Raw genomic sequence first — 25,746 nt, 5'->3', positions numbered from 1 at the left:
GGGGCAGCCGTCAGCCGGCGTCCTTCACCTCGGCCGGGGTCGGCGCCGTGCCGCCGAGGTGCGCGGGCACCCACCACGTGTCGCTCGCGTCCTTGGGCCGTACCGGATACGCGCGCTGCGCGGCTTCCAGGAGCTCCTGGACCCGCTCACGCAGTCGACGGGTGATGGCGCCCGCGTACTGGTCCGGGGAGGCCTCCATCGGCTCGCCGACCCGGATCGTGACCGGGATGTGGCTGCGCTTGAAGTTCCGCGGCCGACCCTTGGTCCAGACGCGCTGCGTGCCCCAGAGCGCCATCGGGATCAGCGGAACCCCGGCCTCCTGGGCGAGTCGCGCCGCACCCGACTTGAAGCTCTTCAGCGTGAAGGACTGCGAGATGGTCGCCTCGGGGAAGACGCCGATGATCTCCCCGGCCCGCAGCGACTCCAGCGCGTGCTGGTAGGCGTGCTCGCCCTGCGAGCGGTCCACCGGGATGTGCTTCATGCCGCGCATCAGCGGGCCCGACACCTTGTGCCGGAACACCGAGTCCTTGGCCATGAAGCGCACCAGGCGCTTCTGCGGCAGCGCGGCCAGGCCCGTGAAGATGAAGTCCAGATAGCTGATGTGGTTGCTGACGAGCACCGCTCCGCCGGTACGCGGGATGTGCTCCGAACCCTGCGTGTCGATCTTGAGGTCCAGCGCCTTGAACAGGGTCAGTGCGGCGCCGATGACCGGCCGATACACGAGTTCTGCCATCTGGGACGAACCCCTTCTTCTGGGCCTGGGGAGGGTTCTCCCGGCGGAAGTTACGCAGCCGTAGGTTTTCGGCTTTGGGCAGATCGTGCCCCATGTGCGCCCCGGTGACCAGTCCTGACGGCTCCGTACGGAGAGATAATCGTCACGCCGGGTGGCCGTGACGGGAATCGATCGGTGACGTGCGGCGCTGCACGGGGGGGACAGGTGGGCGACAAGGCGCGACGAGGAGACGGAGACATGGCGGAACAGTCCGAGCGGCCGGGCGGGGACGGCCTCGGGGCGCGGCCGAGCGGGGACGGACCCGGGGACGGACCCGGGGACGGCCTCGACGCCGGACTCGGGACCGAGGCCGGCGTCGAGCTGGGGGAGCGGGCCACCCTCGTCCAGTTCTCCACGGCGTTCTGCCAGCCCTGCCGCGCCACGCGCCGCACGCTGGCCGAAGTCGCCGGAATGGTCGAGGGTGTGGGCCACGTCGAGATCGACGCCGAGGAGCGCCTCGACCTCGTACGGAAGTACGACGTCGTCCGCACCCCCACCGTGCTCGTCCTCGACCGCGCCGGACGCGTCGTCGTCCGCGCCTCCGGGCAGCCCCGCCGCGCGGACGTCATCGCCGCCCTGGGCCGGGCGGTCTGACGCGGTGACACTTCTCCCACATGCCGGTACGCGCTTGACTGCATCGGCCATCGATCGTCAGGCTGACCTGGTGCCTTACGAACTCCTTCTCCACGGGCGGGTCCACGTCGACCTGGCCCGTCACGCGAGCGCGCGCTGTCCGGGTGTCTGAGAACCCCAGGAACCCCCGCACGTCGCCCCCGCAGAAGGACAACTCCATGACGGTCTCGCCCGAACTCCGTACGATCGGCGCCCCTCGTCAGGCCCCTCAGGCTGCTCCTGCCCCGCAGGCCTCTCCCGACAATTCCGCGACCGCGACCGCGACCGCCCGTGAGGCGTCTCCCGACCTCCTCCGCTCCGCCTTCCGGCGGCACGCGGCCGGGGTCGCGGTCATCACCGCCCACGGAGAGCGCCCCGTCGGTTTCACCGCGACCTCGCTCAACTCCGTCTCCGCGGACCCGCCCCTGATCTCGTTCGGCGTCGGCACCTCCTCCTCCAGTTGGCCGGTCCTCTCCGAGGCCGAGCACATAGGCGTCCACGTCCTCGGCGACCACCAACGGGAGCTCGCGGAAACGTTCGCCCGCAGCGGCGCCGACCGGTTCGGCGCCCCGACCCGGTGGAGCGTGGGCCCGGAGGGCGTACCGATCCTGGACGGCGTCCTCGCCTGGCTGGTGTGCCGGGTGGTGGCCCGCGTCCCCGCCGGGGACCATCGGATCGTGATCGCCGAGGTGGTCGCGGCAGACCCCACCGGAGTGGGCCGGCCGCTCCTCTATCACCAGGGCCGCTTCAACGCTCTGCGTGACTGAGGGTTCCCTAACCTCGAAGTTGGCAAGGTCACACACCTGAGCGCTTGCTCACCGGTAACGGAACGGGTGTACTGACGAGTAATATCCCGGTCGGAGCGGTCGGCCGCCCCGACCGGAAACCCGCCCTTCAGGCGCCTATGCTGCGAGCAACAAGGCAGCCAAGTTATGACGATGCAGTAGGAGAGCCGGCGTGAGCTTGAGGATCGTTGTCTGTGTGAAGTACGTGCCCGACGCCACCGGCGACCGGCACTTCGCCGATGACCTGACCGTCGACCGCGACGACGTCGACGGCCTGCTGTCGGAGCTCGACGAGTACGCGGTCGAGCAGGCGCTGCAGATCGCGGAAGAGGCCGACGACGCCGAGGTCACCGTGATCACGGTCGGCCCCGAGGACGCCAAGGACGCGCTGCGCAAGGCGCTCTCCATGGGTGCCGACAAGGCCGTCCACGTCGAGGACGACGACCTCCACGGCTCCGACGTCATGGGCACCTCGCTCGTGCTGGCCAAGGCGATCGAGAAGACCGGCTACGACCTCGTCATCGCCGGTATGGCCTCCACCGACGGCACCATGGGTGTCCTCCCGGCGATCCTGGCCGAGCGCCTGGGCGTCCCGCAGGTCACGCTGCTCTCCGAGGTCTCCGTCGAGGACGGCGTCGTGAAGGGCCGCCGTGACGGCGACACCGCCTCCGAGCAGCTGGAGGCGTCCCTCCCCGCCGTCGTGTCGGTGACGGACCAGTCGGGCGAGGCCCGCTACCCGTCCTTCAAGGGCATCATGGCCGCCAAGAAGAAGCCGGTGGAGTCCCTGGACCTCGAGGACCTGGACATCGAGGCCGACGAGGTCGGTCTTGAGGGTTCCTGGACCGCGGTCGACTCCGCCGCCGAGCGTCCGGCCCGCACCGCCGGCACGATCGTCAAGGACGAGGGCGAGGGCGGCAAGCAGCTGGCCGAGTACCTCGCGAGCCAGAAGTTCATCTAGAGGGCTCGCGTGAGCCGCTGACGTCCGCCCCCTTTTCGTTCGCAGGAGATTGAATCCCCATGGCTGAGATTCTCGTCTACGTCGACCACGTCGACGGAGCCGTCCGCAAGCCCACCCTGGAGCTGCTGACGCTGGCCCGCCGCCTCGGCGAGCCCGTCGCCGTCGCGCTGGGCAACGGTGCCGCCGACACGGCCGCCGCCCTCGCCGAGCACGGCGCCGTGAAGGTCCTCACCGCCGACGCCCCCGAGTTCGCCGAGTACCTCGTCGTCCCCAAGGTCGAGGCGCTGCAGGCCGCGTACGAGGCCGTCTCCCCGGCCGCCGTGCTCCTCCCGTCCTCCGCCGAGGCCAAGGAGATCGCGGCCCGCCTCGCCGTCCGCATCGGCTCCGGCATCATCACCGACGCCGTGGACCTGGAGGCCGGTGCCGAGGGCCCGGTCGCGACGCAGTCCGCGTTCGCCGCCTCCTTCACCACCAAGTCCCGTGTCTCCAAGGGCACCCCGGTCATCACGGTCAAGCCGAACTCGGCCCCCGTCGAGGCCGCCCCGGCCGCCGGCGCCGTCGAGGCGCTCGCCGTCTCCTTCTCGGAGAAGGCCCACGGCACGAAGGTCGTCTCCCGCACCCCGCGCGAGTCGACCGGCCGCCCGGAGCTGACCGAGGCCGCGATCGTCGTGTCCGGCGGCCGTGGCGTCAACGGCGCGGAGAACTTCGCCATCATCGAGGCGCTCGCCGACTCGCTCGGCGCGGCCGTCGGCGCCTCGCGTGCCGCCGTCGACGCCGGCTGGTACCCGCACTCCAACCAGGTCGGCCAGACCGGTAAGTCGGTCTCGCCGCAGCTGTACATCGCGTCCGGCATCTCCGGTGCGATCCAGCACCGCGCGGGTATGCAGACCTCGAAGACCATCGTGGCCATCAACAAGGACGCCGAGGCCCCGATCTTCGACCTCGTCGACTACGGCGTGGTCGGCGACCTCTTCGACGTCGTCCCGCAGCTGACCGAGGAGATCCAGACCCGTAAGGGCTGACCTGCGGTTCTTTTCGGTCCGGGGGCCGCGTGGTGTTGATCACCGCGCGGCCCCCGGCCGTTTCGGACACCCATTGACGCGGGTCCTGACCGGCTACTAACTTCGCTATACGGATTGTTGATTCCGTGAAGCGGAAAACAGGAGGATGTGGGATGGGTCAGCAGGAGAAGGTGTCGACGAGCCTCGCCGGCGCGGTCAGCGAGGGCATCAGCGCCTCCCTCGCCACGGTGGACGCCGAGCTCGACCGCCGCTACCCGGGTGACCCGGGCACCCGCCAGCCCGTCCACACCGTCTACGTCCCCGGCAACGTCTTCGACGCCGGAACCATCCGCTCCTGGGGCGACCAGGCCCTCGCCGCCCTCGACGAGCACGCCCCGGACGCCGCCTCCTTCGCCGCCGTCCTCGGCCTCTCCGACGACCTCGCCGAGGACGTCTACGGCCGCGTACGGGCCAAGCTGGAGCGCGAGCCGATCGAGGACCTCCGGGTCGACTTCGAGGACGGCTACGCGGGCCAGGACGAGGACCAGGACGCCGCCCGCGCCGCCCGGCTGATCTCGGCGGCGTACGAGAACCGCACCGCCGCCCCGTACATGGGCATCCGGATGAAGTGCATGGAGGCCGCCGTACGCGACCGCGGCATCCGCACCACCGACGTCTTCCTCACCGGCCTGCTGGAGAACGGCGGCCTGCCCGACGGGCTCGTCCTCACCCTCCCCAAGGTCACCTACCCCGAGCAGGTCTCCGCCTTCGTACGCCTCCTGGAGGCCTTCGAGAAGGCCCACGGCCTGGACGCCGGCCGCCTCGGCTTCGAGATCCAGATCGAGACCAGCCAGTCCATCCTCGCCACCGACGGCACCGCCGCCGTCGCCCGCATGATCGGCGCCGCCGAGGGCCGCGCGACCGGACTGCACTACGGCACCTTCGACTACAGCGCCTGCCTGGGCGTCTCCGCCGCCTACCAGGCCAGCGACCACCCGGCCGCCGACCACGCCAAGGCGATCATGCAGGTCGCGGCGGCGGGCACGGGCGTACGGGTCTCCGACGGCTCCACGAACGTCCTGCCCGTCGGCTCCACCGAGCACGTCCACGAGGCCTGGCGGCTGCACTACGGCCTCACCCGCCGCGCCCTCGCCCGCGCCTACTACCAGGGCTGGGACATGCACCCGGGCCACATCCCGACCCGCTACGCCGCCGTCTTCGCCTTCTACCGCGAGGGCTTCGAGACCGCCGCCAAGCGCCTGTCGGCCTACGCCAACCACGCGGGCGGCGACGTCATGGACGAGCCGGCCACCGCCAAGGCCCTCAGCTCGTACCTGCTGCGCGGCATCGACTGCGGCGCCCTCGACACCGCCGAGGTCGACGCCCTCACCGGCCTCACTCGCGCCGACCTGGACCGCTTCGCGTCCCCGCGCCGTGGCGACCTGACGGCCACGGCCCAGTAACGGGCCGGAGCCACCCGCACGGAGGTCACCACCGGGCCCCGTACTCTGTACGCGTTCGAGCAGCCGACAGAGAACGGGGCATCGGTGTCTTCGGGGGAGAACGAGCGGCTGGCCGGCCGCTACCGCGTCGTGCGCCAACTGGGGCGCGGTGGCATGGGCGTGGTCTGGTGCGCCGTCGACGAGGTCCTCGGCCGTGAAGTGGCCGTCAAGGAACTGCGCACGTACAACGACTCGTCCGGGCCGGAACTGGCGGACCTGCGCCTGCGGATGCAGCGCGAGGCACGCGCGGCGGCCCGCGTACGGCATCCCGGGGTCATCGCCGTCCACGACGTGACCGAGCATCAGGGCCGTCCCGTCATCGTCATGGAGCTGGTCGACGGTCCCTCGCTCGACGGCGTCCTGAGCGAGCGCGGCGTCCTCGACCCGCGCGAGGCGGCGGGGATCGGCGCCGCCGTCCTGGAGGCGCTGGCCGCCGCGCACGACGTCGGCGTGCTGCACCGCGACGTGAAGCCCGGCAACGTGCTTCTCGACCGGAGCGGGCGCGTCGTCCTGACCGACTTCGGGATCGCCGCGATGGACGACCCCGGCGACGGTTCCACGACCCGTCTGACCCGCAGCGGCGAGATCGTCGGCTCGCTGGACTACCTGGCGCCCGAGCGCGCCCAGGGGCAGCAGCCGGGACCCGCCTCCGACGTGTGGGCGCTCGGCGCGACGCTGTACGCGGCCGTGGAGGGCGCCTCTCCGTTCCGCCGCACGTCGACCTGGTCGACGCTGAACGCCATCGTCGTGGAGCCGCTTCCGGAGCCGCGCAGGGCCGGCGCCCTGGCTCCCGTACTGCGGCAGCTGATGGACAAGGACCCGGCGCGCCGCCCGGACGCCAGGACGGCGGCCCGGCTCCTCACGGCCGTGGCTCAGGGCGAGGGCGCGGACGGGACCGCCGCGTCCGGGCCTGTCCCGGTGGCCGGACCGGTACCGACCTCCGGGGGCGTCCCGGTGGCCGGACCCGTGCCGACCTCCGGGGGAGTCCCGGTGGCCGGACCCGTACCGACCGAGCCCAACGTGGTGCCGCACCGCCCGGAGGGCTTCGGCCCCGCGCTGCCGCACCCCGCCGACGGCTTCGGTCCCGTGGTGCCGCCGGCTCCGGCCTCCCCCTCGCGGGCGGTCGGGCGGAAGCGGTCCATGGTGCCGGTCGCCGCCGCGGTCGCCGCCGTCGTGCTGGTGGGCGGAGGCGTGACGTACTCCCTGGTCGGCCGGGGAGGCGACGGCACGGAACGGCAGCGACTTGCCGGGGACCAGGCCTCGCCGAGCAGCCCGGGGGCCAGCCCCGGCCGGGTCATCGAACCGGGCGGCGTGGGCTCGGGGACCCCGTCCGCCGGCCCGTCGAAGGCGGCTGGGAAGAAGTCCGCCACGCCGTCTCCGTCGGGAGCGTCGAAAGCTCCGCTGCCCGGCGGCGGCGGTGCGGACGGCGGGGCCACGACCGGCGGAAACGCCTCGGGCGGCGGTACGACGACCGGTGGCGGCGGAACGAACGGCGGCACGAGCGGAACCGGCGGCGCGAGCCGTGGCACGAGCGCGGGTTCGACCACGACCGGCGGCGGCGGATCGGCCCCGCAGCCCGCGCCCGTCTGCCATTCGCGCGGCGGCGGGAAGTACGACTGCGAGGTGTGGCGTACGGAGAAGACGTACCGACACGACGGCGCCTCGGCGGGCGTCCTCAACGCCGGCACCAACTACTTCTACTGCCAGGCCGACCTGGGCCGCCGCGAGACGTCCGGCAGCTGGACGAACGTCTGGTGGGCGAAGACCGACGACGACAGCGGCAACAGGGACGTGTACTTCAGCGTCGTGTACATCAAGGGCGGCGACAACGACGCGCCGCTGCCCGGCCTGCCGACCTGCTGAGAGGGGGCCGCGTCCGTCCCGCTGTGCCGTCGGCCGGTCCGGCTACGCCGAAGGCGGCGGGATCTCGCCCGACCCTCGGGGGATCAGCCGGGTCTCCAGGACCACCCGGGCCGGCGCATCGTCGAAGCCGTCCAGGCGGCGGAAGAGCCGCTCGGCCGCCGTGCGGCCCAGGGCCGCAGCGTCCTGGGCGATGACGGTGATGCCGAGCAGGTCGGCCAGTTCGATGTCGTCGAAGCCGACGAGGGCCACCGGGTGCGCGCGGCCGGCGAGCGCGCGGACCGCCGTGACGGTGACCCGGTTGTTGCCCGCGAGGAGCGCCGTGACCGGCTCAGGGCCGGACAGCATGCCGCTCAGCGCCTCCCGTACGCGGTCGGGGGCCGTCGGGCCGAGCGACTCCCACGCCGGGTCCACCACGAGCCCCGCCTCCTCCATCGCCGCCCGGTAGCCGCGCAGGCGCTCCGTCGCCGTGTGGATCCGGGGCTGGTCACCGACGAACCCGATCCGGCGGTGGCCGTGCGCGATCAGATGGGCCACGCCGGCGCGTGCGCCGCCGAAGCTGTCCGACAGGACGACGTCCGCGTCGATCCGGCCCGCCGGGCGGTCCACGAAGACCGTGGCGACACCGGCCTTGATCTCCGGTTCGAGGTAACGGTGGTCGGAACCGGCCGGGATGACGATCAGTCCGTCGACCCGCCGGGCGCACAGCGCGAGCGCCAACTCCTGCTCGCGCTCGGGGTCCTCCGCGCTGGACCCGTTGATGAGCAGCGCCCCGTGTGCCCGGGCGACCTCCTCCACGGCGCGGCTCAGCGGGCCGTAGAACGGGTCGGCGAGGTCCTCCAGGACCAGGCCCACCGACGCGGTACGCCCCTTGCGCAGCACCCGCGCGCTGTCGTTGCGCCGGAAGCCGAGCGTGTCGATGGCCTCCTGGACGCGGCGTTCGGTGTCGGGGGTGACGCCCGGCTCGCCGTTGACGACGCGGGAGACCGTCTTGAGCCCGACCCCGGCCAGGGCGGCGACGTCCTTCATCGTCGGCCGGTTGCCGTAACGGTGCTCGGGGCGGCGGGCGGTGTCGGCCACAGTGCGCGAATCTCCTCGGTCTCGTCTCTGTCTCGTCCGAGCATAGGCCCTGGACAACGTTGTCAGGGCAGGAGAGACTGTACGTCACAGTGATCTACCCCTGCCGCCCTCTCTGGAGACACCGCGCACATGCAGACTGACCTCGTTGCCGCCCTGGATTTCGGCGGCACCAAGATCGCCGGTGCGCTGGTGGACGGCGCCGGCGGCATTCTCGTACGGGCCCAGCGGCCCACTCCCGCGCGGGAGGACGGCGAGACGGTGATGCGGGCGGTCGAGGCGGTCCTCGCGGACCTGGCGGCCTCGCCCCTGTGGGAGTCGGCGCGCGCCGTCGGTGTCGGCAGCGCGGGCCCGGTGGACGCCTCGGCCGGTACGGTCAGCCCGGTCAACGTCCCCGGCTGGCGCGGCTTCCCGCTGGTCGAGCGGGTCCGGAAGGCGACCGGCGGACGGCCCGTCACGCTCGTCGGCGACGGCGTGGCCATGACGGCCGCCGAGCACTGGCAGGGCGCCGCCAGGGGTCATGACAACGCCCTGTGCCTCGTCGTGTCGACGGGCGTCGGCGGCGGTCTCGTCCTCGACGGGCGGCTCCACCCGGGCCCCACCGGCAACGCCGGTCACATCGGTCACATCAGCGTGGACCTGGACGGCGACCTGTGCGCCTGCGGCGGGCGCGGCTGCGTAGAGCGCATCGCCAGCGGCCCGCAGATCGCCCGCCGCGCCCTCGACGGCGGCTGGCGGCCGGGCCCCGACGGCGACACCTCGGCGGCGGCGGTAGCGGCGGCGGCCCGGGCGGGCGATCCGGTCGCCGTGGCCTCCTACGAGCGTGCGGCGCGGGCCCTCGCCGCCGGGATCGCCGCCACCGCGACGCTGGTCGAGGTCGACATAGCCGTCGTGGGCGGGGGCGTGGCGGGCGCGGGGGACGTGCTCTTCGAGCCGCTGCGGCGCAGCCTGCGGGAGTACGCGACGCTGTCGTTCGTCCGGGGCCTCACCGTCGTCCCGGCGCTCACCGGCACGGACGCGGGCCTCCTCGGCGCGGCCGCGGCGGCGCGCGAGGGTGCGTGATGCGGAACGGTTCCGGCTCCGGCTTCGGCACGGCGGTGGCGCGCGAGGGTGCGTGACGCGGAACGGTTCCGGCTCCGGCACGGCGGTGGCGCGCGAGGGCGCGTGACGCGGAACGGTTCCGGCTCCGGCTTCGGCACGGCGGCGGCGCGCGAGGGTGCGTGACGTCGGAGCGCGGGTGCTCGTGACGCAGGCGCGGCTCGACGCGCGGTCGGATCGCCGCCGTCACGTCCGCGCGGGAACGCGATCGTGCCGCCCGTCCACGACCAGGAACGCGTCGGACTCCAGGTCCATCACGACCTCCGCCGGGAGCCCCTCGTCCCGGCGGGCGTTCGTGCGGTCTGGGCGGGCGGCAACGCCCGGGGCGTCAACGTGGTTTCCATGGCAGGGTGTTGCGGGCAAGCCACTGGGGGCTACCGAATGAGGGGGAATCGTGATCGTCTGGATCAACGGTACGTTCGGCGCGGGGAAGTCCAGCACCGCGCGTGAGCTGGTCGATCTGATCCCGAACAGCACGCTGTACGACCCCGAGGTCATCGGCGGCGTCCTGGACCTGCTGCTCCCGAAGAAGCGGCTCGACGAGGTGGACGACTTCCAGGACCTGCCGATGTGGCGCCGCATGGTGGTCGACACCGCCGCCGCGCTCGTCGCCGAGGTCGGCGGAGTCCTCGTCGTCCCCATGACGCTGATGCGCCAGGAGTACCGCGACGAGATTTTCGGCGGCCTCGCGGCGCGCCGGATCGAGGTGCGGCACGTGGTGCTCGCCCCCGAGGAAACGATCCTGCGGGCCCGGATCGACGGCCGGGCCGCGGGCGAGGACGACACGGAGCGCGCCGAACAGGCCCGTCAGTGGTGCCAGGACCGCGTCGAGCCCTTCCGTACCGCGCTCGGCTGGATCGCCGCCGACGCGTACGCCATCGACAACTCGGCGCTCACGCCGGCCGAGACGGCCACCGCCGTCCTGGAGGCCATGCAGGACGGCCTCGCCGCTCCCTGCGGCATCGTCCAGACGCCCGAACCCACCGGTGAGACGCTGGCCGCCGGGGTCCTGCTCTTCGACGAGCAGGATCGTTTCCTGCTCGTCGATCCCACCTACAAGCCGGGCTGGGAGTTCCCCGGCGGAGTGGTCGAACCCGGTGAGCCGCCGGCCCGCGCGGGCATGCGCGAGGTGGCCGAGGAGATAGGGATCGAACTCGACGCCGTACCCCGGCTGTTGCTGGTCGACTGGGAACGCCCGCAGCCCCCCGGCTACGGAGGCCTGCGCCTCCTCTTCGACGGCGGCCGGCTCTCCGCGGCGGAGGCGGACCGGGTCCTGCTGCCCGGCTCCGAACTGCGTGGCTGGCGCTTCGTCACGGAGGACGAGGCAGCCGAAATGCTCCCCCCGGTCCGCTACTGCCGCCTCCGCTGGGCCCTGCGGGCCCGCGAACGAGGCACCGTCCTCAACCTGGAGGCCGGCGTACCCGTCGGCTAGCGGGCCGCGTCCGCCAGCTGACGGGCCGTGTCGCTCGTCACCGGGTCCCCGTGGCCGCAGCACAGGACCGAGGGCTTCAGGTCGGCCAGGCGCCGCATCGACTCCATGGCGCGCTCGCGGTCCACATGGAACACCCCGAACGTCACCCCCTGCACCGCGGCCACCGTGTCGCCGGTGAACAGGACGCCGTGCTCCGGCAGATGGACCGCCATCGAACCGGGCGTGTGCCCCGGGGTGTGCACCGCCACCGCCCCGTCGCCGAAGCCCAGCTCCTCGCCGTCCTCCACCTCCCGGTCGACCCGGGTGGGCGGCGCTTCGGGGACGGTCATACCGTGCTCGTAGAGCGGGATCTCCCAGTCGAGCAGGTCGGGTTCGGGGACCGGGGCCTCGCCCCGGATCACCGGCGCGTCGAGGCGGTGGGCCAGGATCCGCGCGTCGAACCGGTCCGCCAACTCCTGTGCGGAGCCCACGTGGTCGCGGTGGCAGTGGGTGAGCACGATCCGGCGGATACGGGCCGGGTCAAGGCCCACTCCCCGTAGCGCCGTCTCGATCTCGTCCGCCGAGCCCACCCAGCCGGCGTCGATAAGGGTCAACTCCTCGTCGTCCTGCCACAGATAGGCCTGGCCGATGGAGAAGTGCAGCATGTGCAGTCGCGCTGTGATCCGAGTGAGTTCCATACGGCGAACCTACGCATCCGCGCAGGTCCGCCGTACGTTTCTACGCTCTCGGCGAGCTTCGCCGAACGCGTAACTCTCCGTCAGCCCTGCTTCGAACGGGCGTAGTTCAGCAGGAAGTGCGCCTCCGCCACCGCGAGCCGCTCCAACTCCTCCGGCGACACCGACTCGTTCACCGCGTGGATCTGCGCCTCCGGCTCGCTCAGACCGATGAGCAGGATCTCCGCCTCGGGGTAGAGCGAGGCCAGCGTGTTGCAGAGCGGGATCGAGCCGCCCATGCCGGAGGTCTGCATCTCCTGCCCGGGGTAGGCGATCCGCATGGCCTCGGCCATCGAGACGTACGCCGGGCTGGTCACGTCGGCCCGGAAGGCCTGGCCCTGGCCGACCTGCTCGAACGACACCCGCGCGTTCCACGGCACGCGCTTCTCGATGTGCGCGTACAGCAGCTTCGTCGCCTCGGTCGCGTCCTGGCCCGGCGGTACCCGCAGGCTGATCTGCGCCCGCGCGGTCGACGGGATCGACGGCGTGGCGCCCGCCACCGGGTGGCAGTCGATGCCGATGACGGTGACGGCCGGACGGGCCCAGAGGCGGTCGGCCACCGTGCCGTTGCCCGGGAGGCCGACGCCCGCCAGCACCTTCGCGTCGGTGCGGAAGTCGTCCTCCGGGTACTGCAGGCCCTCCCACACCGCGTCCGCCGGCAGACCGTCGATGACCGTCGACCCGTCCTCGGCGCGCAGCGTGTCCAGGACCCGGATCAGCGCGGCCAGCGCGTCGGGCGCGGCGCCGCCGAACATGCCGGAGTGCAGGTTGCCTTCGAGCGTGTCGATCTGCACCCGGATCATCGTCATGCCGCGCAGGGTCGCGGTGACGGTCGGCAGCCCGAGCCGGAAGTTGCCGGTGTCGCCGATCACGATGGCGTCGGATGCCAGCAGTTCGGGGTGCGCCTCCGCGTACCGCTCAAGACCGCCGGTGCCCTGCTCCTCCGAACCCTCCACGATCATCTTGACCGTGACGGGCACTCCGCCGTTCGCCTGCAGGGCGCGCAGCGCGAGCAGGTGCATGATGAACCCGCCCTTGCAGTCGGCGGCGCCACGCCCGTACCAGCGTCCGTCGCGCTCGGTCAGCTCGAACGGCGGCGTGACCCACGCCGACTCGTCCAGCTTCGGCTGCACGTCGTAGTGCGCGTAGAGGAGGACGGTCGGGGCACCGGCCGGGCCGGGCAGCACGCCGTAGACCGACTGCGAACCGTCGGGGGTGTCGAGCAGCGCCACGTCCTGGAAGGACTCGGCGCGCAGCGCGTCCGCCACCCAGTTCGCCGCGCCCTCGCACTCGCTCCGGGGGGCCACCGCCTCGTCCGCCACCGATTCGAAGGCCACGAGCTCCGTGAGCTCCGTCTTGGCACGGGGCAACAGGCCGGCGACGGTCTCGGCGATCGGATTCGCGGTCATGGGCACGCTCCTGGTGGGTGCGACGTTGTCAGGATGTCGCCGTATGCCGGTTGTACCGCTGTACGGCGAACGTATTGCCGATCCTACGGCGCGGGCTCCTGAGGGCCGCCCCGTAGGATGCCCGGAGAGCTTGGATCATCGTCGGATCAGGAGCAGAAGCACATCGTGAGCAGCGAGAACGCAGACGCCGAAGAGGTACGCGCGGAAGAGCCGCAGGCCGCCGCGACGGTCTGGGACGTGGTCGTCGTCGGGGCCGGTCCCGCGGGCGCCTCGGCGGCCTACGCGGCCGCGGTCGCCGGTCGCCGGGTGCTGCTCCTGGAGAAGGCCGAGCTGCCCCGGTACAAGACGTGCGGCGGCGGCATCATCGGCCCCTCGCGGGACGCGCTCCCGCCGGGCTTCGAACTGCCCCTGCAGGACCGGGTGCACGCCGTCACCTTCTCCCTGAACGGGCGCTTCGCGCGGACACGCCGCTCGCGCCGGATGCTGTTCGGGCTCATCAACCGGCCCGAGTTCGACGCCGGGCTCGTCGAGCAGGCACAGAAGGCGGGCGCGGAGCTCCGTACGGGCGTCACCGTCTCCCGGGTGGAGCAGCACGGCCCGGCCGTGCCCGACCGGCGCACGGTCGCCGTCGTCCTCGCGGACGGCGAGACGGTGCTTGCGCGTGCGGTCGTCGGCGCCGACGGCAGCGCGGGCCGGATAGGGGCCCATGTCGGGGTGAAGCTCGACCAGGTGGACCTCGGCCTGGAGGCGGAGATCCCGGTTCCGGCGTCGGTGGCCGAGGACTGGAAGGGAAGGGTCCTCATCGACTGGGGCCCGATGCCGGGCAGCTACGGCTGGGTCTTCCCCAAGGGCGACACGCTCACCGTCGGCGTCATCTCGGCGCGAGGCGAGGGCGCGGCGACCAAGCGCTATCTGGAGGACTTCATCGCCCGCCTCGGGCTCGCGGGCTTCGAGCCGGCCGTCTCTTCGGGGCATCTGACCCGCTGTCGGAGCGACGACTCGCCGCTGTCGCGCGGCCGGGTGCTGGTCTGCGGTGACGCGGCGGGCCTCCTGGAGCCGTGGACGCGGGAGGGCATCTCCTTCGCGCTGCGCTCGGGCCGCCTCGCGGGGGAGTGGGCGGTACGGATCGCCGAGGCGAACGACGCGGTGGACGCGCGCCGCCAGGCCCTGAACTACGCCTTCGCCATCAAGGCGGGGCTCGGTGTGGAGATGGCGGTCGGGCGGCGGATGCTCGCCCTGTTCGAGCGCCGGCCGGGGCTGCTGCACGCGACGATCACCGGTCTGCGTCCGGCCTGGACGGCGTTCACGGACATCACCCGGGGCTCGACGACGCTGGCCGGGCTCGTCCGCTCGAACGGGATCGCGCGGCGGGCGCTGGACGTCCTGGACCGCCGGATGGAACCGACGGGCGGGACGACGCTCAGGGGTGTGGCCGCGCAGGCGGAGGAGGTTGCGGAGTCGGCGGAGGTGTCGGCGTCGGCGTCGGCGTCGGGGGAGTCGACAGGGGAGTCGGCAGGGGCGGACGAGTCGGCTGCGACCGCCGCGACCGCTCCGGACACGGCCGGGCCTGCGGATGCGTCGGGCACTTCGGGCTCGTCGGGCACGTCGGGTTCGTAGAACGGTCGGTTGGTCGGGTCCGGGGTCTCGGGGCCGGGTCCGGGGTCCGGGGTCCGGGGTCCGGAGCCGGGCTCACGCGGTCGGAGTGATCCGGAAGACCGGGTGCTTGGGGGCGATCGCGCGCAGCTCCGCGTCCGTGGAGTCCGGGCCGACCCCGCCGAAGAAGACGCCGACCTCGGCCTTCCAGCGCTTGAGGTAGGCGCGGAGCAGGGCGGGCTTCTCGTCGTCGGCCAGCTCGACGGCGGTGAACGGCTGCACGTGCTTGCCCAGGTGCAGCTCACCGCCGCCGGCCACGCGCATGTTGTACGTCCACTGGACGTGGCCGCGCGGTGCCACCAGGTACTGGGCGCCGTCCAAGGTCAGCAGGTTGACGGGGGTACGGCGCCACTCGCCGGTCTTGCGGCCGCGCACCGCGAGAACGCGGGAGCCCCAGACGCTCAGGCCCCGCCGGGTGAACCATGCGACGGTCTTGTTCAGGATGTTCACGGTGAACCAGCCGGGCTTCATGACGTGGGCGCTGGGCTGACCGGACATGGGAGCCTCCGAGGCGAAGTGTGAGCACTGCTCTCTCTTGAGATCAGTGTGCACGGATCGGTACCCCAAAGCAAGAGCGCTGCTCTCGATTCAGTGCGGTGCTCTGAAAGGTGGCACACTGCTCTCCATGACCAGCGTCCAAGGAGCCCGCGCCCGCGCCCGGATCGAGATCACCGCCGCCATCAAGGACGAGGCCCGCGCCCAGCTCGCCGCCGAAGGCGCCGCCAAGCTCTCCCTGCGCGCCGTCGCCCGCGAGGTCGGCATGGTGTCGTCCGCGCTCTACCGGTACTTCCCCAGCCGCGACGACCTCCTCACCGCCCTCATCGTCGACGCGTACGACGCGGTCGGCGCCGCCGCCGAACAGGCCCTCGCCGCGTCCCGCCCCGCCACGGCCGCCAACGACCACCTGGCCCGCTGGACGGCGGTCTGCCGCGCCGTCCGCGCCTGGGCCGTCGCGCACCCGCACGAGTACGCCCTCATCTACGGTTCCCCGGTCCCCGGCTACTCCGCCCCGCAGGACACCGTCGGCCCCGCCTCCCGCGTCGCCCTGGTCCTGATCGGCATCGCCCGCGACGCCTTCACCACCGACGGCATCGCCCCGCCTCCCGTCCCCGTCGCCATGCGCCCCGAGGCGGAGCGGATGTCCGCCGACTTCGCCCCCGATCTGCCGCCCGCCCTCGCCGTCGCCATGGTCGCCGCCTGGTCGCAGCTCTTCGGCCTTGTCTCCTTCGAGGTGTTCGGCCAGTTCAACCGGGTCGTCGAGGACCGGGAGACGTTCTTCACCACGGCCGCCACCCGCCTCGGCCGCGAGATCGGCCTCCTGCCCCGCCCGTAACTCCGAGGGCCGCGTACTCCGCTGGGAGTACGCGGGATCGCCACGCCGGGCTGACGCCCTCACGACCCTGCCGCGTCTAGCGTGGCGACCATGGACGAACAGCGCGGACACGGGTACGGCGGGCCGCCCTGGGCGCGCGGTGCGCCCGGCGGGCCGCCGTGGCCGCTGCGCTGGGCCGACCGCGAGCCCGGCGACCGACTGCCCTGGCGATCCACCCTCCTGCTCGCCGTCTTCGTCATGGTGGGCTCGGGCTTCGCGGCCAGGAACCAACCGGACCGCGAGTCGCTGGACGCCCTGGGCCGCGCGCTGCTGCTCCTCGGCTCCGCGCTCCTCCTGCTGCGCCACCGGCATCCGGTACCCGTGGTCTTCGCCACCGCCGCCGTCACCCTCGTCTACTTCGGCGCCGGTTACGCGTACGGCCCGGTCTTCCTCCTCGTCGCCGTCGCCTGCTTCGCGGCCGTCGTCCAGGGCCACCGGCGCGCGGCCTGGTGGGCGCTCGGTCTGCTCTGGGCGGGCCACCTGCTGATCGCCCACTGGCTCTACCCCCACCTGCCACCGGACGGCGACTCAGTCGCGCCCTGGGGCCAGGAGATCCCCGTCTTCGGCTTCGTCGTCGCGATCCTCGCCGCCTCCGAACTGGTCCGGGTCCGCCGCGAACAGTGGGCCGCGCAGCGCGCCGAACGTGCGGCGGCCGAGCGGCGCCGCGCCGACGAGGAACGCCTGCGGATCGCCCGCGAGCTGCACGACGTACTCGCCCACTCGATCTCCGTCATCAACGTCCAGGCGGGCGTAGGCCTCGCCCTCCTCGACACCGACCCCGAGCAGGCCCGCACCGCCCTGACCACCATCAAGGCCGCGAGCAAGGAGGCGCTCGGCGAGGTCCGGCAGGTGCTCCAAACCCTGCGCGCGCCCGGCGAGGCCCCGCGCACCCCGGCGCCCGGCCTCGACCGGCTCCCCGAACTGGTCGAACAGGCGGCGGCCGCCGGACTCACCGTACGGACCTCTACGGAGGGGGAGCCCGTACCCCTTCCGCCGGGCACGGACCTCGCCGCCTTCCGGATCGTCCAGGAGGCGCTGACCAACGTGGTACGCCACTCCGGGTCCCGTACCGCCAGGGTCGTCATCGGCTACCCGCCCGGCCGGGGCCGGGTGGAGCTCCGCGTGGACGACGACGGCCCCGCCACCGGCGACGACGCCGGCGGCAGTGGCAACGGGCTCGCCGGAATGCGGGAGCGGGCCACCGCGCTCGGTGGCACGATCGAGGCGCGCACCCGCCCGGACGGCGGCTTCCGGGTGCGCGCCGTGCTTCCCCTCCGCCCGAAGGAGACCCCGTGATCCGTGTGCTGCTCGCCGACGACCAGTCGCTCGTACGGGCCGGCTTCCGCGCGCTCCTGGACGCCCAGCCCGACATCGAGGTCGCGGGCGAGGCCGCCGACGGGGAAGAGGCGGCGGCGAAGGCCCGCGAACTGGGCCCGGACGTCGTCCTCATGGACATCCGGATGCCGCTGCTCGACGGCCTCGCCGCGACGCGCAGGATCACCGAGGACCCCGCGCTCGGCGCGGTGAAGGTGGTCATGCTGACCACGTTCGAGCTCGACGAGTACGTGTTTGAAGCGATCCGTTCCGGGGCCTCGGGCTTCCTCGTGAAGGACACCGAACCGGAGGAGCTCGTACGGGCCGTGCGTGCCGTCGTCCACGGCGACGCCCTGCTCTCGCCTGGCGTGACACGACGGCTCATCGAGGAGTTCGCGGCCCGCTCGAAGCCCCCGGCCGCCGTGTCCGGTCTGGACGAACTGACCGAGCGGGAACGGGAGGTGATGGCCCTCGTCGGCATCGGCCTGTCCAACGAGGAGATCGCCCGGCGCCTGGTCGTCAGCCCGCTGACGGCCAAGACGCATGTGAGCCGCACCATGGTGAAGCTCGGCGCCCGCGACCGCGCCCAACTGGTCGTCCTGGCCTACGAGTCGGGCCTGGTTCGCCCGGGATGGCTGGGCTGACGGCGGCGAGCGCGACCGGCCGGACCTACGACCATCAGACCCCCGAGTTCTCCCGCCAGAGCCGGGCGAGGGAAGCGTCGCCCGCCACGGACACCGCGTCCTCGGGCAGCCGGTTCCAGAGCGTCAGGTAGAGCCGGTCGGCGGGGCCGCTCAGCTCGCAGTCCGCCGGGACCTGCTCGCCGACCGTGCCGTGGTCCGTGCGGGGCGGCTCCGGTGACAGTCGTACGGTCCACACGTCACCGGTGTCCGTGGCACGGACCCGCAGGATCCGGGGCTCCGGCGTCCGCACCCGGCTGCGCTCACGGGCGTGGAAGGAGCGCAGCAGCTCGTCGATCCCGTCGGTGGCGAGCACCGGGTCCACGGGGCCGGGATCGTGCGAGGGGAGCGCGGACTCGACGTCCGCACGATGGACCGTCGTCTCGTGCGCCTGCCGGCGCGCCCAGAAGGCCAGGGGGGAGGCGCCGGGCATGAACGTCCAGCACTCCAGAGACGCGGGCGCCGCACGGAGGGCGCTCACCAGGCGGGTGTGGCCCTCGCGGAAGTAGGCGAGCAGTTCCTCGCCGTCGAGATCGGGCTCGGGGTCGGCGGGGTGGAAGGAGGCGTACCCCTCGGCGACGAACCCCGTCGCCCAGCGGTGCACCATCGTCGTGTGGCGCAGCAGGTCCCGTACCCGCCAGCCGGGACAGGTCGGCACTTCGGCGTCCGCCCCGACCACGACGGCGACGTCCGCCAACGCCTTGCCCGCCACGTCCAGGGCATCGATGTGATTGTCCAATGTCATGATCGCCATACGGCGGATTCTGCCAGGGGCGGCCTCCGGCCGGGGACGGATTCAGGCCGAGGGCGGAGTCAGGCCGAGCGCGGGTTCAGACCGAGCGCGGGTTCAGACCGAGCGCGGGTTCAGGCCCGCAAGGCCTCGGTCAGGAGCCGGAACTGCGCGACGTCACCCGGGTTGATCAGGATGTCCACATCGGCGGGGAGGATGTCGGGCAGCGTGCTTCCCAGGACAGGCACCCAGTTCGCCTCCCGTAGCCGCCGCTTGTGTATCGCGGCGGTGGCGACCGCCACGCACGGCACGCCGTCCGGCGACGGCCCCACCAAGAGGCGATCCGGCCCGTCGCACGCGATCTCCACAACGGCGTTCCGAAGCGTCGACAGGAGACGTTCGGCGACGCCGTCCTCCTGACCGGACCCGACCAGGCGCAGCAGCTCGTGCACGGGGTCGGTCGGCGACGACCTGTCGTCAGGTACGTGGTGGGGGTTGGGTTGAAACGGTCCTGGCCGCCCCTCGTCGTCGAGCTGCCAGCCGCCGACCATCGCATCGACGGGCAGGGTGTCCGACGGCACGCCGGGGTTCCAGCCCGGCTTGGGCAGGACGAGCCAGCCGTCCTGCCGGATCGCCCTCGCCATCGGCTCCTCCCAGTCCCCAGGGGTGCCCGTGGCGGGGATCGAGTCCCTGGGACCGAGGGAGCCGTCGGAGTCTTCCGCGATCTCGTACAGGGCCGCACGGTGTCCGCCCCGTGCCGCCAGCGTCAGCCAATGCTCGGCCTCGGCTTCCGCCTCGGCGCTCCGGCCCCGGTCGAGGAGGCTCATCCCGAGTTCGTACGCGGCCCGCACCTCACCCGATTCCTCGAGGCGACCGATCATGATGGTGCGGCCGGTTCCGGTCTCCCTCGTGGATGCGCCTTGGGCCAGGGTCTGTTCCAGCACCTCGGCCGCCTTTCGCCACCACCGTTCGGCCTCGTCGGTGCGACCGTCCTCGTGGCACAGCGCGCCGAGGCGGTAGGCGCCGAGGGGGAAGCCGGCTTCCGCCGACTCGCGCCACCATCGTTCGGCCCCCGCCCGGTCGCCGCGGTCGTGGCAGAGTCTGCCGAGTGAGAAGGCGGCGTGTGGACGACCGTTGGCGGCGGCTTGCTCCCACACCTCGACAGCCTCGTCGGTTCTGCCCTGTTCGTGGAGGAGTTCGGCCAACATATCGGCGGCCGACGCGGCCGCACTCCGGTCCGACAGCGCCAGACTGTCACCGATGACGGCCACCGCACCGTCGCCCGCCGGGGTGTCCTTGACCATGCGGAGCACCGCTTCGGCCTCGGCGTCACCGCGACGCCACAGCAGCGCGCCCAGCCCCGCGGCGGCGGTCCAGTCGCCGGCGTCCATGCCCCGGCGGAACCAGAGCTCCGCCCGGTCGAGCTCGCCGCGCCGGTGGTGCAGCACCGCCAGGTCGTTGAACGCCGGGAAGAATCGCCGTTCCGCCGCCTGCGTGTACCAGCGCAGCGCCGCGTCCAGGTCGCCGCCGGCGTCGGCCAAGTAGCCCAGCCAGTACGCGGCTTCGGCGCTTCCCTCCTCGGCGGCGGCCGCGTAGGCGGCCCGTGCCCGGTCCATCCGGCCCCGGGCGGCGTGCCGGTTGCCGCGCGTCCGCAGTCTCGTGGCCTTCTTGGATTCCGGCTCGGTGTCCAGCGGGGGGAGGCGCAGCGTCCCCGAACCGTCGGAACTGGTGTGTGCGAGGGGAATCGGGAGGCTTCCGGGAAGCACACCCGAAGCGATGTCCCCTCTGGACGCGCCCGGGTGCCAATGGTCCGGATACCACTCATGGACCGGTAGCCGTCGCCCTGGGGCGGGGCCCGCCATCTCCCGCATGCACGTCTCCGCCGTGAGGGTCATCTCCCAGCTGTGTTCTTGCGTCCGACCTGCGCAGGAGACCTCGGCGAGCAACGTCCAGCGCACCAGGTCGCGCGCTTCGGTGACCGGCGCGAACACGATCGTCCCGGTTCCGTTCGCCGGGACGCGCAGCGGCAGCGACGGGACGTCGTCAGCTAGCCGGCGTAAGGTCCCGGCGTCCAGATCGATCTCCCGGTCCGGTGCCTTCATCGGCTCATAGGCGGCCAGCGACCGTTGGACCGCGTCCACGAAGTCCGCGCTGAACGGTGGCATGTACTGGCTCTGGATCACACTGATGCCGTCGGCGTCGAGTGCGGAGTGGCTCGTCGGCCCCAGGGTGAAGCGCTCCACGACGACGGCTTCACCCGCGTCGGCGGATATCTCGAACAGCAGGTTGTGCCCGGTGAGCGGGACCTGCACCGCCGTCGGTCCGGTGGCGGAGCTGGGGGCGAGGACGACGTTCACATGGCTGCGGGCGGACACTCGGACCGTGTACGGCACCCCCTCGACCGGTCCGGACCGCGGGACGGTCCTGACCGGATGCACCATCATGTAGACCTTCGTGGTCGAGCCGAACACGGGGCGCACGGGTCACGTCCTTGATCGACGGGCGTCTCGCCCGGCTGTCCGGAAGGGCTGTCCGCCGAGGTCGACCTGCACGCTGCCCGATCGGCTGCCGGACCTCCAGTCCAGCCAGAGCACCCATCGGACGTCCCCGGAGTCGGTGCTGATCTTGAGGTCGAAGGCCTCGGACTCGTGTGGCGTGATCTCGTAGGGGAAGTCGCTGTCGCCGAGCGCTCGAACGCGTGGCGGGTGAGCGTCGAGGAGCACTTCGAAACGGCGCCTGGGAACCTCGGCCGCGTGCCGGGACAGGTCCCCGGATCGATCGGATCGCGAGATCACCTCCGCCCGGAGGTCCGTGAGCAGAACGGGCGCCGCCAGCGCACCGGTGACAGTCAGTTGAACGGTGTGGCCGCTGGCCGGGACGTCCTCGACGCGGTCGCCCTCGGTGAGCGCGACGTAGTCGATGTTCCTGACCCGCACGTCCGTGGTGAACGGGTCGGCGGACTCCAACTCATGTGCCGCGCGGCGCCCCTTGATCGCTTCGTCGGCGAAGTCCCACACCCGTTGCCCCAGCGCGGCGGCGGCGGCCGTCAGGACCGCCCCGGTCCAGGCCAGAGTCCTGTCGGGTACCGCGAGCAGCAACAGGGTGACGCCGCCGAGACCGGCCGTGGCGACGGCTACGCGAACGAATCCGGACCGACCGCGCATACCAAGCCCCCCGAGAAGCGCGATGACGGGTGAGGAAGTGACACGACGGTATCCGGGTCTCGCGGAAATGAGTAGTTCGGAGATGAGTGCGGACTCCGGGGGCGACGGGATGCCTGGGAGACGGTCAGCCGACGTCCTCCGTCGCCCAGGCGAAGAGGATGAAGAGCCCCGTTGCCGCCGTCAGGCCCAGGTAGGCCAGCTGGGCGGGGTTGGCGAAGGTGCGCCGGATGAACGTGTGAAGGCGATGGTGGCGCATGGCCCCTCTTCCTGCGGCGACGGGTCCCCCCCCGCGTCGATGTTGGCGCGACGGGTCGGCCCCGCCGCGTCGATGTCGCGTTCCATCGTGCGGCGGGGCGAGGCGCGCCACCTGAGTACGGCTGCTCAACCCGTCCTGGGGACGTGCGCGTTCCGGGCCGCGTAGCCGATCGCGGCGGCGCCCGCCGCGAGGACGGCGACGGTGGTCAGGGCCACGGGCAGGGAGAACCAGTCGGCGAGGAAGCCGATGGACGGCGGGCCGAGCAGCATGCCGCCGTAGCCGAGGGTGGAGGCGGTGGCCACTCCGCTCGGACCGGCCAGCGCGCCGGCCCGGGCCACGGCGACGGGGAAGATGTTGGCGAGTCCGAGACCGGTCACGGCGAAGCCCAGCAGGGCCGCCCATACGTTCGGGGCGAGGGCGCCGAGCAGCATGCCGGCGGCGGCCGTGGTGCCGCCCGCGACGAGGGTACGGGTCTGGCCGAGCCGTTCGAGCAGGGCCGTTCCCGACAGCCGGCCGACGGTCATCGTGAGCGCGAAGAGCGAGTAGCCGGCGGCGGCGACCCCGGGGTGGGCGTGGAGATCCTGTTCCAGGTGGAGGGCGCCCCAGTCGGCCAGGGCGCCTTCGCCGTACGCGGTGCAGAGCGCGATCACCCCGAAGACGACGACGGGTCCGCGCGTACGGGCCCTGCCTCGGGGCCGGTCCCCGTTCCCGTCCGCGGCCGTGGTGCCTGCCGGGGTCGCTTCCGGCGGGGCGGGGGAGGGCTGCCGGAGCAGTACGGGACCGGCGGCAGCCGTCAGGAGAAGGCCGGCGACCGTCAGGCCGAGGAGGTGCGTCGTGGGCGACACGCTTCCTGCGACGAGCCCGCCGAGCCCCGCGCCGAGCATCCCGCCGAGGCTGAACGCGGCGTGGAAGGACGGCATCACGGGTCGGCGCAGAGCGGCGACGAGGTCGACGGCGGCGCTGTTCATCGCCACGTTGATCCCGCCGTACGCCGCGCCGAAGACGAGCAGGACGAGGCCCAGGGCGAGCGGGGAGCGGGTGAGGGCGGGCAGCGCGATGGAGAGCGAGAGCAGCACGGCGGTGACGACGGTGACGGCGTGGCTGCCGTGGCGTCGGCAGAGCCGTCCGGTCAGCGTCATGGTGACCACGGCGCTGGCCGACACTCCGAGCAGCGCGAGCCCGAGGTCGCTGGCGGAGGCGCCGGTCTGCTGCTTGATGGCGGGGATCCGGACCACCCAGCCGGCGAACAGGAAGCCGTCGAGGGCGAAGAAGAGGGTCAGGGCGGTGCGGAGGCGGGACAGGGAGGGAGCGGTGTCTCCGCCAGGGCCCCCCGGAACGGCCGTCCGTACTTTGTTTAGTAGCGGCACAAACTCAGGATAGGGGCGAGGCCGTCCTGATTTCAACCTGCCCTGGTGGCCCCGGGGGCGGTCCGCTGCCCGTCGGGGCCTGGACCAGGGACGCCGCCGGGGCCGGGAGCTCGGGGCGGGGCACCGGCCGGGCGAGGGCGCCGGGATCGGTGGGTGGACCTGCGCGGCGGGGCGCGCTCCAGGGCGCGTTCGTCGAGGTGGGGGCCTGTTCCGGCCAGATTCCGTGGGCCGCGCGGAGGAAGACGTCCGCGCCCACCGGACCGATGCCTGGCATCTCCTGGAGGGCCGCGTGCAGCGCCGTCGCGTCGGCGTGCGCCGCCTCCCGTATGCGGCGCAGATCACCAACATGGCGACGGCCGTGGCCGCGCGGATCCTGGCGCTCAGCGGACGGGCGGGACAGGAGAGGCGTAATGGCTGCGGGGTCTTTCAGGCGGATGCCCGCCTCCCGGGCGTACGTCCAGGAACCGTCCTGCGCCAGGGGAGCCCGTAACGGGGCCTACGTCCCGGAGCGCGTCACGCCGCTCCCGTAACCGGCCGACGCGCCGGAGCGCGTCACGGCACCTCCCGTTACGCCTGCGTCCGCCCCCGTAGTGCCTTCCGTAGCGCCCCCGTTTTCGCCGCGCCACTACCCGTACTCGGACCGCGAAATCCGGGTCGCCGCCCGATCATGGGAGACTCGCAGCCATGAACGGCAAGGCGACCACGACCAAGACTCGGCTGGACAGAGGGCGCGGCGCGCTCGGGCCCGCGCTGGAACTGGTGCACACGGGCCGCGCGCCGACCCGTGCCGTACTCACCGCCGAACTGGGCGTCACCCGCGCCACCGCCGGCGCCGTCGCCGCCGAACTGGAGGCGCTCGGCCTGATCCGAGTCGACTCCAACCCCGGCGCCGCCGCCGGATCCCAGGGCCGCCCCTCGCACCGCCTCGCCGTCGACGAGAAGGGTCCGGTCGCCCTGGCCGCCCAGGTCCACTCCGACGGCTTCCGCGCCGCGCTCGTCGGCCTCGGCGGCACGATCGTCGCCACCGCGCCCGGCTGCGTCACCGTCTCCGCCGACCCCGCCCAGGTCCTCGGTGCCGTCGTGGACGCCGGCGCCGCCCTGCTCCACGAGAGCGGGCGCCGCTGCGTCGGGGCCGGTCTCGCCGCCCCGTCGGCGGTCGCCGAACCCGAGGGCACCGCCCTCAACCCGCTCCACCTGGCCTGGCCGGCCGGCGCGCCGGTACGGGAGATTTTCGCCGAACGCATCCGCGCGGCCGGTATCGAGGGCCCCGCCTTCACCGGCAACGACGTCAACCTCGCCGCCCTCGCCGAACACCGCCACGGCGCCGGACGCGGCGCCAAGGACCTGCTGTGCGTGGCCACCGGTCACCGGGGCGTCGGCGGCGCCCTCGTCCTCGACGGGCGTCTGCACACCGGCAGTTCGGGCCTCGCCCTGGAGGTCGGGCACCTCACGGTCAACCCCGAGGGGCGCCCCTGCCACTGCGGCAGCCGCGGCTGCCTCGACGTCGAGACCGACCCGCTCGCCTTCCTCACCGTGGCGGGCCGCGACCCGGGCCCGGAGGTGTCGCTGCTCCAGCAGGCCCGCGACCTGCTCCGCAACAGCCGCCGCGACCCGGGGGTGCGGGCCGCGACCGAGGAACTGATCGACCGTCTGGGCCTCGGCCTCGCGGGCCTGGTGAACATCCTCAACCCGGACCGGATCATCCTCGGCGGCCTCCACCGCGAACTCCTCGACGCCGACCCCGAACGCCTCCGCGCCGTCGTCGCCGACCGCAGCCTGTGGGGACGCAGCGGCGGAGTACCGATCCTCGCCTGCACGCTCGACCACAACAGCCTGGTGGGCGCGGCGGAGTTGGCCTGGCAGCCGGTACTGGACGACCCGCTGGCCGCGCTGGGGCGCCCGGCGGCCTGACCAGCCACCTGGATCGGTCATTGGATCCAACATCCAACATCCAACATCCAAAATCCAAAATCCAATATTCAGTCTCCGAA

23 protein-coding genes are annotated in these 25,746 nt (G+C 72.8%); 13 read left to right on the top strand and 10 right to left on the bottom strand.

Annotated elements, in window-relative coordinates; all coding sequences use genetic code 11:
• Positions 1 to 10: 10 nt before the first annotated feature.
• Positions 11 to 733 carry a lysophospholipid acyltransferase family protein gene (locus Q5762_RS03805; RefSeq protein ID WP_315890472.1) on the bottom strand — a complete coding sequence of 241 codons (723 nt, stop codon included), beginning with the start codon at positions 731 to 733 and terminating at the stop codon, positions 11 to 13.
• 237 nt (positions 734 to 970) lie between these two features.
• Here Q5762_RS03805 and Q5762_RS03800 point away from each other — a divergent pair, with 237 nt between their 5' ends.
• The 6 genes from Q5762_RS03800 (at position 971) to Q5762_RS03775 (ending at position 7,493) form a co-directional block, all read left to right on the top strand.
• Positions 971 to 1,366 carry a thioredoxin family protein gene (locus tag Q5762_RS03800; RefSeq protein WP_315890471.1) on the top strand — a complete coding sequence of 132 codons (396 nt, stop codon included), beginning with the start codon at positions 971 to 973 and terminating at the stop codon, positions 1,364 to 1,366.
• Between the two features lie 197 nt (positions 1,367 to 1,563).
• Positions 1,564 to 2,151: a flavin reductase family protein gene (locus Q5762_RS03795; RefSeq protein ID WP_315890470.1), complete on the top strand. Its 588-nt coding sequence runs from the start codon at positions 1,564 to 1,566 to the stop codon at positions 2,149 to 2,151.
• Between the two features lie 190 nt (positions 2,152 to 2,341).
• Positions 2,342 to 3,127: an electron transfer flavoprotein subunit beta/FixA family protein gene (locus tag Q5762_RS03790; protein WP_315890469.1), complete on the top strand. Its 786-nt coding sequence runs from the start codon at positions 2,342 to 2,344 to the stop codon at positions 3,125 to 3,127.
• A 59-nt stretch (positions 3,128 to 3,186) separates the two neighbouring features.
• A complete protein-coding gene (locus tag Q5762_RS03785) occupies positions 3,187 to 4,149 on the top strand; it encodes an electron transfer flavoprotein subunit alpha/FixB family protein (RefSeq protein ID WP_315890468.1) in 963 nt (320 codons plus the stop codon).
• A 152-nt stretch (positions 4,150 to 4,301) separates the two neighbouring features.
• Positions 4,302 to 5,591, top strand: coding sequence for a DUF6986 family protein (locus Q5762_RS03780; protein WP_315890467.1), 1,290 nt, complete (start codon positions 4,302 to 4,304; stop codon positions 5,589 to 5,591).
• A gap of 84 nt (positions 5,592 to 5,675) precedes the next feature.
• A complete protein-coding gene (locus Q5762_RS03775) occupies positions 5,676 to 7,493 on the top strand; it encodes a protein kinase domain-containing protein (protein WP_315890466.1) in 1,818 nt (605 codons plus the stop codon).
• A gap of 42 nt (positions 7,494 to 7,535) precedes the next feature.
• On the opposite strand, the gene Q5762_RS03770 is transcribed toward Q5762_RS03775, so the two are convergent.
• On the bottom strand, positions 7,536 to 8,570 hold the full coding sequence (locus Q5762_RS03770; RefSeq protein ID WP_315890465.1) for a LacI family DNA-binding transcriptional regulator: 1,035 nt from the start codon (positions 8,568 to 8,570) through the stop codon (positions 7,536 to 7,538).
• 129 nt (positions 8,571 to 8,699) lie between these two features.
• Here Q5762_RS03770 and Q5762_RS03765 point away from each other — a divergent pair, with 129 nt between their 5' ends.
• Both Q5762_RS03765 and Q5762_RS03760 read left to right on the top strand, forming a co-directional pair.
• Positions 8,700 to 9,629 carry an ROK family protein gene (locus Q5762_RS03765; protein WP_315890464.1) on the top strand — a complete coding sequence of 310 codons (930 nt, stop codon included), beginning with the start codon at positions 8,700 to 8,702 and terminating at the stop codon, positions 9,627 to 9,629.
• 430 nt (positions 9,630 to 10,059) lie between these two features.
• On the top strand, positions 10,060 to 11,097 hold the full coding sequence (locus Q5762_RS03760; RefSeq protein WP_315890463.1) for an NUDIX domain-containing protein: 1,038 nt from the start codon (positions 10,060 to 10,062) through the stop codon (positions 11,095 to 11,097).
• Here the strand turns inward: Q5762_RS03760 and Q5762_RS03755 are convergent.
• Both Q5762_RS03755 and Q5762_RS03750 read right to left on the bottom strand, forming a co-directional pair.
• The gene (locus Q5762_RS03755; RefSeq protein ID WP_315890462.1) at positions 11,094 to 11,774 is read right to left on the bottom strand and encodes an MBL fold metallo-hydrolase; all 681 of its coding nucleotides are present in this window, start codon (positions 11,772 to 11,774) and stop codon (positions 11,094 to 11,096) included. The genes Q5762_RS03760 and Q5762_RS03755 overlap by 4 nt on opposite strands.
• Before the next feature lie 80 nt (positions 11,775 to 11,854).
• Positions 11,855 to 13,219 carry a dipeptidase gene (locus tag Q5762_RS03750; RefSeq protein ID WP_315890461.1) on the bottom strand — a complete coding sequence of 455 codons (1,365 nt, stop codon included), beginning with the start codon at positions 13,217 to 13,219 and terminating at the stop codon, positions 11,855 to 11,857.
• 165 nt (positions 13,220 to 13,384) lie between these two features.
• Here Q5762_RS03750 and Q5762_RS03745 point away from each other — a divergent pair, with 165 nt between their 5' ends.
• A complete protein-coding gene (locus Q5762_RS03745; protein ID WP_399494359.1) occupies positions 13,385 to 14,836 on the top strand; it encodes a geranylgeranyl reductase family protein in 1,452 nt (483 codons plus the stop codon).
• Between the two features lie 72 nt (positions 14,837 to 14,908).
• On the opposite strand, the gene Q5762_RS03740 is transcribed toward Q5762_RS03745, so the two are convergent.
• Complete coding sequence (locus tag Q5762_RS03740; RefSeq protein WP_315890459.1) at positions 14,909 to 15,370, bottom strand: nitroreductase family deazaflavin-dependent oxidoreductase; 462 nt, start codon at positions 15,368 to 15,370, stop codon at positions 14,909 to 14,911.
• 127 nt (positions 15,371 to 15,497) lie between these two features.
• Here Q5762_RS03740 and Q5762_RS03735 point away from each other — a divergent pair, with 127 nt between their 5' ends.
• The 3 genes from Q5762_RS03735 (at position 15,498) to Q5762_RS03725 (ending at position 18,202) form a co-directional block, all read left to right on the top strand.
• Entirely contained in the window at positions 15,498 to 16,205 is a 708-nt protein-coding gene (locus Q5762_RS03735) for a TetR/AcrR family transcriptional regulator (RefSeq protein WP_315890458.1), read from the top strand.
• A gap of 90 nt (positions 16,206 to 16,295) precedes the next feature.
• The gene (locus tag Q5762_RS03730) at positions 16,296 to 17,540 is read left to right on the top strand and encodes a sensor histidine kinase (protein ID WP_399494356.1); all 1,245 of its coding nucleotides are present in this window, start codon (positions 16,296 to 16,298) and stop codon (positions 17,538 to 17,540) included.
• Positions 17,537 to 18,202: a response regulator transcription factor gene (locus Q5762_RS03725; RefSeq protein WP_315890457.1), complete on the top strand. Its 666-nt coding sequence runs from the start codon at positions 17,537 to 17,539 to the stop codon at positions 18,200 to 18,202. The genes Q5762_RS03730 and Q5762_RS03725 overlap by 4 nt, the downstream gene beginning before the upstream one ends.
• Positions 18,203 to 18,236: 34 nt before the next feature.
• Here Q5762_RS03725 and Q5762_RS03720 read toward each other — a convergent pair whose 3' ends face one another.
• The 5 genes from Q5762_RS03720 to Q5762_RS03700 all read right to left on the bottom strand — a co-directional run bounded on the left by Q5762_RS03720 (position 18,237) and on the right by Q5762_RS03700 (position 23,755).
• A complete protein-coding gene (locus tag Q5762_RS03720) occupies positions 18,237 to 18,983 on the bottom strand; it encodes a maleylpyruvate isomerase family mycothiol-dependent enzyme (protein ID WP_315890685.1) in 747 nt (248 codons plus the stop codon).
• A gap of 119 nt (positions 18,984 to 19,102) precedes the next feature.
• Complete coding sequence (locus Q5762_RS03715) at positions 19,103 to 21,448, bottom strand: type VII secretion system-associated protein (protein WP_315890456.1); 2,346 nt, start codon at positions 21,446 to 21,448, stop codon at positions 19,103 to 19,105.
• A gap of 3 nt (positions 21,449 to 21,451) precedes the next feature.
• On the bottom strand, positions 21,452 to 22,132 hold the full coding sequence (locus Q5762_RS03710; RefSeq protein ID WP_315890455.1) for a hypothetical protein: 681 nt from the start codon (positions 22,130 to 22,132) through the stop codon (positions 21,452 to 21,454).
• A 124-nt stretch (positions 22,133 to 22,256) separates the two neighbouring features.
• Positions 22,257 to 22,388: a hypothetical protein gene (locus Q5762_RS03705; RefSeq protein WP_315890454.1), complete on the bottom strand. Its 132-nt coding sequence runs from the start codon at positions 22,386 to 22,388 to the stop codon at positions 22,257 to 22,259.
• Between the two features lie 125 nt (positions 22,389 to 22,513).
• Complete coding sequence (locus Q5762_RS03700; protein ID WP_315890453.1) at positions 22,514 to 23,755, bottom strand: MFS transporter; 1,242 nt, start codon at positions 23,753 to 23,755, stop codon at positions 22,514 to 22,516.
• 684 nt (positions 23,756 to 24,439) lie between these two features.
• Between Q5762_RS03700 and Q5762_RS03695 the strand changes: the two genes are divergently transcribed.
• On the top strand, positions 24,440 to 25,666 hold the full coding sequence (locus Q5762_RS03695; protein ID WP_315890452.1) for an ROK family protein: 1,227 nt from the start codon (positions 24,440 to 24,442) through the stop codon (positions 25,664 to 25,666).
• Positions 25,667 to 25,746: the final 80 nt, after the last annotated feature.

The organism is Streptomyces sp. P9(2023), assembly GCF_032436795.1.
Lineage (GTDB): Bacteria > Actinomycetota > Actinomycetes > Streptomycetales > Streptomycetaceae > Streptomyces.
The sequence above is the reverse complement of the archived record's forward strand: the minus strand, read 5'-3'. Positions and strand labels throughout refer to the sequence as shown.